We start from the raw sequence: 6,326 nt of genomic DNA, 5'->3' as shown, positions 1-6,326 counted from the left end.
ACGCGGTCAGCGCGATCGCGGCGACCGTGAGAGAAGTGAGAACGGCGAGTGCACGCCCCCGGTGCCGGAGCCGCTGCCACGCCGGTGAGATGTGCGTGGCCACTGAGGCGTCTCCCGTTGCTGTGTAACGCAGGGATCATAAGCACGATTCGCGCGCTCGGCGCGCCACCCGTTCGGGTGTGAGGATGCCGGCCAGGCGGTCTCACAGGGGGCGTGCCGTAACCTGGTCGAGTCGGCTTTCTGATGTGCCCAGTGAGGGCAACCCAAAGTTTGTATGTCAGAGGCGCCGGTAGGAGCGATCTGTGCTCCCGGACCTCGTCGCAGAGCGGGTTCTGACTTCATACGACATCTTCAGAAAGCAGTGGCTTCTCCATGCCCAAGAACGAGAAGCGCGGCGGCAGCCGTGCGCCCAAGAACTTCGAGCCCAATTCCTCCTATGCGCGCGGCAGCCGGGTGAAGCCGGGGTCGCGCAGCGCGGGTCACCGCGGCTACCGACCGGATTCCTCGGCCGATCTTCCCGAGAAGAAGGCCCGCTGGTCGTCCGAGACGCGCGTCGCGCGCGGCCACTCGGCCGACCGTCGCGAGAACGCGCGCCCCGAGCGCTTCGAGCGCCAGGACCGCTTCGAGCGTGAGCGCCAGCACGAGCGCGGTGAGCGCCGCTTCGAGCGCGGCAACCGCCCCGAGCGCCGGGACCGCGACGAGCGTGCGCCGCGCCGCTTCGACCGTGACGATCGCCCCGCCCGTCGCTTCGACCGTGACGAGCGTGCGCCGCGCCGTTTCGACCGCGATGACCGTGCGCCGCGCCGCTTCGACCGCGATGACCGTGCGCCGCGTCGCTTCGACCGCGATGACCGTGCGCCGCGTCGCTTCGACCGCGATGAGCGCGATCGCTCCGCTGGTCGACTCGCGCGCAGCGCGAATGGAGACCGTTACGACCGCGGTGACCGTCTCCATTCGCCTTCGGCGAGTCGACGTGCGGAAGGTTCGGCGAGTCGACGTGCGGAAGGCCGCGACTTCTACGGCGATACCGCGGCGAAGGCATCCTTCACCCCGCAGGACGACGTCGTGCTCGAGCGACTCACGGCGCAGGCGACCCAGGCAGGCGACGTCGAGGGCGTGACCTTCGCCGATCTCGGCCTCGGCCAGGGCATCGTCCGCGCCCTCGAGGGCATGGGCGCCGAGCGCCCGTTCCCCATCCAGGCGGCGACGATCCCCGACGTGCTCGCGGGCCGCGACGTGCTCGGCCGCGGCCGCACCGGCTCCGGCAAGACGATCGCCTTCGGCGCTCCCGTCGCCGAGAGCCTGATCCGCACCGGCTCTGAGGAGATCCACGCGGGCAAGCGCAGCAAGCGCCAGCAGGGCCGCGCGCCCCGCGCGCTGATCCTCGCCCCGACGCGCGAGCTCGCGCTGCAGATCGACCGCACCGTGCAGCCCATCGCGCGCTCGGTCGGCCTCTTCACCACCCAGATCTACGGCGGCGTGCCGCAGCGCGCGCAGGTCATCGCCCTCGAGCGCGGTGTCGACATCGTGATCGGCACCCCCGGCCGCATTCTCGACCTGGTCGAGCAGGGCCGTCTCGACCTCTCCGAGGTGCGCATCACGGTGCTCGACGAGGCCGACCACATGTGCGACCTCGGCTTCCTCGAGCCGGTGCAGACGATCCTGCGACAGACCGCAGACGGCGGCCAGAAGCTGCTCTTCTCGGCCACGCTCGACACGGGCGTCGCGGCTCTCGTGAACGAGTTCCTGGTCGAGCCGGCCGTGCACGAGGTCGCGGGCGAAGACCAGGCATCCGGCACCATCGATCACCGTGTTCTCGTGATCGATCACCGCGAGAAGCTCGAGGTGATCCGCCAGCTCGCCGACCGCGACGGGAAGACGCTCGTCTTCACGCGCACGCGCAGCTACGCAGAGGACGTCGCGAACGGCCTCGAGGACGAGGGCGTCGCGGCGGTCGCGCTGCACGGCGACCTCAACCAGTCGAAGCGCACGCGCAACCTCGAGAAGCTGACCAAGGGTCGCGTGAACGTGCTGGTGGCGACGGATGTCGCGGCCCGCGGCATCCACGTCGACGACATCGACCTCGTGATCCAGGCGGACGCGCCCGACGAGTACAAGACCTATCTGCACCGCGCGGGCCGCACCGGCCGCGCCGGCAAGACGGGTGTCGTCGTGACGCTGACCTCGCGCGGCCGCACCCGCCGCATCGAGGGGCTGCTCGAGCGCGCCGAGATCGAGGCCGAGTGGGACCAGGTGCGCCCCGGCGACCAGCTGCTCACCGACCTCGCGCTCGGCACCGCCGAGTAGGCATCCGGTTGCGCTGCTCGGATCCGCTCGACGCTGTCCGGATCCGAGCAGCGCGAAGCGGATCCGGACAGCGCAAACGTTGCGTCAGCGCGTGTTGGCGACCAGGTAGCTCGTCTCGACCGCGTTCGCGTCTTCGCCGGGCTGGGCGAGGCGCACTTCGGCCCCCTCGTCGTTGATCACGTGCGTGATGCTGCCGCTGCCGTCGAGGAAGCGGGTCACCATGTCGGTGAACCGCACGCCGCGGGTCACCGGGGCTTGAATGGCGGATGCCTCCACGATGTCGACCCCCTGGTTGAAGTAGGAGTAGACGCCGAGACCGTAGGCCGTGTGCGTGCGCACCCGGTCGCCGACGCGATACGAGGCGTAGCCGTCGCGTGCGGTGTGCCCCGAGCGATCCGTCCAGGCGGCCTGGTTCGGCACGTCGTAGGGCAGCTCGCTCTGGTAGAACACGGTCGTGCCGCGCTCGCCGTTCCACACCACCTGGTTCTTCTGGTAGTGCTCGACGAACAGCCCCGTCGCGGTGACGTCGTCGCCGTTCACGGCGAGCCCCGTGTTCGCGGTGTTCTGCGACCAGCCGACGCCGGCGCCGTGATCGGCGCGCCACGACCAGATGTCGTCGAGGATCACGTGGCTCGAGTTCACCTGGATCGCCGTGTCGACCGAGCCCGGCTCGGCGCCGCCGATGCGCACGAACACGTCAGAGAGCAGAGCGGGGTCGGATGCCTGCGCGGCATGCCCCGCGCCGACGCCGCCGTGCTGCGACCCGATCTGAATGAGCACCGCCGACTTCTTCGCGCCCGCGTCGACCGTGATGCCCGAGACGACGGAGCCCTTCACGTCGGCGGTGGTGAGTGCCGCGTTGCCGCGGGTGGGCACGAGCGTCGGCAGGCCGAGGCCGAGCACCACGGTGTCCGCCCGCTTCACCTCGATCGGCTGCGCATAGCGGTAGACGCCCGGGGTGAGGATGAGGCTCTTGCCCTGCGCGAGCGCGGCGTTGATCTTCTGCACCGAGTCTGCGGGCGTGGCGATGAAGACGTCCTTCATCGACAGGGAGCGGCCGGCCGAGGCATCCGTCGACCAGTTCACCCCGCTCGTGTCGGTGCGTGCCTTCGGAACGAACACGCGGTACTGCCCGCCCGAGTAATAGAGGAACGGCGCGTCGCGCGTGACCGGGGTGGTCGCGAGCGTCGTCATCGGCGGGGTCGGGAAGGACTGCGCGGGGACTCCGGTGACGCCCGAGAACACCATGTTCCACACGCTGCCGTTCCATGAGCCGATCGACGAGTCGCGGGTGTACCACTGCTGCTGCGAGCCCGAGATCACCTGGCCCGAGACCTTCGAGTTCGCGAGGTAGCCGCCGCTCGAGTAGCCGCCGAAGCGGGGGAAGAGCGAGAGGTTGCCCGTCACGTCGACGCGGCGCAGGGGCGCGGCCTGCGAGACGGCCCAGGTCAGCTGGCCCGCGTCGGCGTCGCCCTCGGTGAAGACGCCCGGCACGACGCCGGGGAACTCGCCGTCGACATACGTGTTGGCGGCGATGTCGGCCTCTGTCGCCTTCTGGATCGGGTTGATCTTGACGTTCGACAGCGAGCGCCAGAAGTTGGTGAGCGCTGTCTCGCCACCCGCCCACGGCATCGCCTGGTGGTTCGCCTGGCCGTCAGAGTGGATCGCGCCGTTGATCGTGACGTCGTCGGGGGAAGCCCCGAGTCCCGCCACCTGCTCGTAGTAGCCCACCGCGCCGTTCACGAGGTCGGCGGTCGGCTGCGTCGAGCCGTCGGTGCCGCTCGCCGAGCCGTAGGTGCCCGGCAGGAAGAGCACGGCATGGCGGTTCGTCGAGAACTCGCTCTCGCCGCCCGCCGCCGCGAGCGCCTTGTTGATGTCGGCGACCGACCAGCTCGGGTCGACGATCGTGACGTTCGGGCCGAAGTCGGGCGTGCCGGGCTTCGGGTGGTGAAGAGGGGACGCCTGTGCGGCCGATGCCGCGAAGCCGACGCCCGTGACGGCCAGCAGTGCAGCCGCCATGAAGGCGGACCTTCTGATGCGCGTGCGCGCGCCTGTGTTCACGCTGTTCTCCTTTGAACAACCGGTGTGAAGCTCAGGCTGTCGCGGCGGCCGCGGCCCGTCAAGTGACGGCGTGCGCCGATAGTGTGGCACCCGTGCCGTCACTCGAAGAGAAGGTCCGTCTGCTCACCGGCGAGACCTCGTTCACGACCTATGCCATCGAGTCTCTGGGCATCGAGGCGATCGCTCTGAGCGACGGGCCGATCGGCATCCGCGGCATCGCCGAGCCCGCGCCGACCGCCGCGCAGTTGCCCAACCCGTCGGCCGTCGCCGCCGCGTGGGACCTCGACCTCGTCAGTCGGCTCGGCACGCTCATCGGGCACGAGGCGAAGCGCCTCGGCATCGACGTCGTGCTCGCGCCCGTCGTGAACCTGCAGCGCACGCCGGTCGGCGGCCGGCACTTCGAGACCTACAGCGAAGACCCCGTGCTCACCGCCGAGACGATGGTCGCCTTCGCGCAGGCCGTGCAGGCCGAAGGCGTGGGCGTCTGCGTGAAGCACTTCGTCGGCAACGAGTCCGAGACCGAGCGCACCGAGTACCTCGCGCGGATCCCCGAGCAGGCGTTGCGCGAGGTCTATCTCGCGCCCTTCGAGGCCGCCGTGACGCGCGCGCACGCGTGGTCGATCATGGCCGCGTACAACCGCGTCGAGGCCGGGGGCGAGGTCGCGCAGGCGACCGACCACGGGTTCCTGATCAACGACATCCTCAAGGGCGAGTGGGGCTTCGACGGCGTCGTCGTCAGCGACTGGCTCGCCACGAAGACCACGGTCGAGTCGGCGCTCGGCGGCCTCGACCTCGTGATGCCGGGCCCCGGCGGCCCGTGGGAGCAGAGGCTGCTCGCCGCCGTCGCCGCGGGCGACGTGCCCGAGAGCGTGATCGACGACAAGGTCGTGCGCATTCTGCGGCTGGCGGGGCGCGTGGGGAAGCTGAGTGAGCGAGCGGATGCCGCGGCCGAGCTCGCCTCGTCAGAAGAGGGTTTCGATACGGTCGCAGAGCGACCTACTCAACCAGCGGTGGCGGCGGAAGACGTCTCTGCTCTGCTGCGCGAGGCCGTGGCGCGGGCATCCGTCGTGCTGCGCAATGACGGCGAGCTGCTGCCGCTCGACCCGGCAGGCGTGACGAAGATCGCGCTGATCGGCCCGAACGCGGTCGAGACGTTCGAGCAGGGCGGCGGCAGCGCGTTCGTCACCGCGCCGTATCTCGTGACGGCCGAGCAGGGGCTGCGCGAGGCGTTCCCCGACGCCGAGCTGACGGTGCACCGCGGCGTCGGGGCGCGGCGGTTCGCGCACCTGATCGATCCGGCGATCGTCGAGACGCCCGAGGGCGAGGCCGGTTACGTGCTCGAGCTGTTCGACGCCGATGGCGAGCCGGTGGGCGAGCCGACGGTCGTTCCCGCCGCGGAGGGGTGGAACCGCGGCATCGCCCCCGGTGCGACGACGGCCGTCGTCACCGCGCGGGTGGTGCTGGCCGAGCCCGGTGCGCACCGGGTCGAGGTCGGGCTGTCGGGCACCCACAAGGCGTGGTTCGACGGCGAGCTGGTGAGCGAGTCCGATGCCTTCGCAGATGCGAATGTGATCTTGAACTCGTCGGCGAACCACCCCGAGGGGCCGAGCACGGTCGTCGAGGTGGCCGAGGGTGAGCAGAAGGTCGTCGAGATCCAGGTCGAGTGCCAGGTGGTGGATGCCACAGCCTACGGTCGCTTCGTGCGGTTCGAGCTGCGCCACGACGCGGGCGTCGGCGCCGATGACGAGGCCGAGCTCGACGAGGCGGTGGCCGCGGCGACCGATGCCGACGTCGCGATCGTCATCGTCGGCACGAACGAAGAGGTCGAGTCGGAAGGGTGGGACCGCCAGAGCCTCGCGCTGCCGGGGCGCCAGGACGAGCTCGTGCGCCGGGTCGCCGCGGCGAACCCGCGGACCGTGGCGGTCGTGAACGCGGGCGCGCCCGTGACCCTGCCGTGG

At 70.6% G+C, this 6,326-nt stretch carries 3 protein-coding genes; 2 read left to right on the top strand and 1 reads right to left on the bottom strand.

From position 1 onward, the window contains the following. The first annotated feature begins 372 nt into the window (after positions 1 to 372). Positions 373 to 2,307 (top strand): DEAD/DEAH box helicase, encoded by a 1,935-nt coding sequence (locus ACM2XV_RS11105; RefSeq protein WP_344776940.1) that lies wholly within the window; start codon positions 373 to 375, stop codon positions 2,305 to 2,307. A gap of 84 nt (positions 2,308 to 2,391) precedes the next feature. Here ACM2XV_RS11105 and ACM2XV_RS11100 read toward each other — a convergent pair whose 3' ends face one another. Then, positions 2,392 to 4,326: an adenylyl cyclase gene (locus ACM2XV_RS11100; protein ID WP_487026966.1), complete on the bottom strand. Its 1,935-nt coding sequence runs from the start codon at positions 4,324 to 4,326 to the stop codon at positions 2,392 to 2,394. 134 nt (positions 4,327 to 4,460) lie between these two features. On the opposite strand from ACM2XV_RS11100, the gene ACM2XV_RS11095 reads away from it, so the two are divergent. Then, positions 4,461 to 6,326 (top strand): glycoside hydrolase family 3 protein (locus ACM2XV_RS11095; protein WP_487026965.1); only part of this gene is annotated, 1,866 nt, incomplete at its 3' end.

This window comes from Gryllotalpicola sp. CP2-P1 (assembly GCF_057512245.1).
This window is presented reverse-complemented; position numbering and strand designations above follow the sequence as displayed.

Excerpts from the sequence above, each read along its gene's own strand:
- ACM2XV_RS11105 (WP_344776940.1), top strand. The coding sequence starts at position 373 with ATGCCCAAGAACGAGAAGCGCGGCGGCAGCCGTGCGCCCAAGAACTTC.
- ACM2XV_RS11100 (WP_487026966.1), bottom strand. The coding sequence starts at position 4,326 with ATGGCGGCTGCACTGCTGGCCGTCACGGGCGTCGGCTTCGCGGCATCG.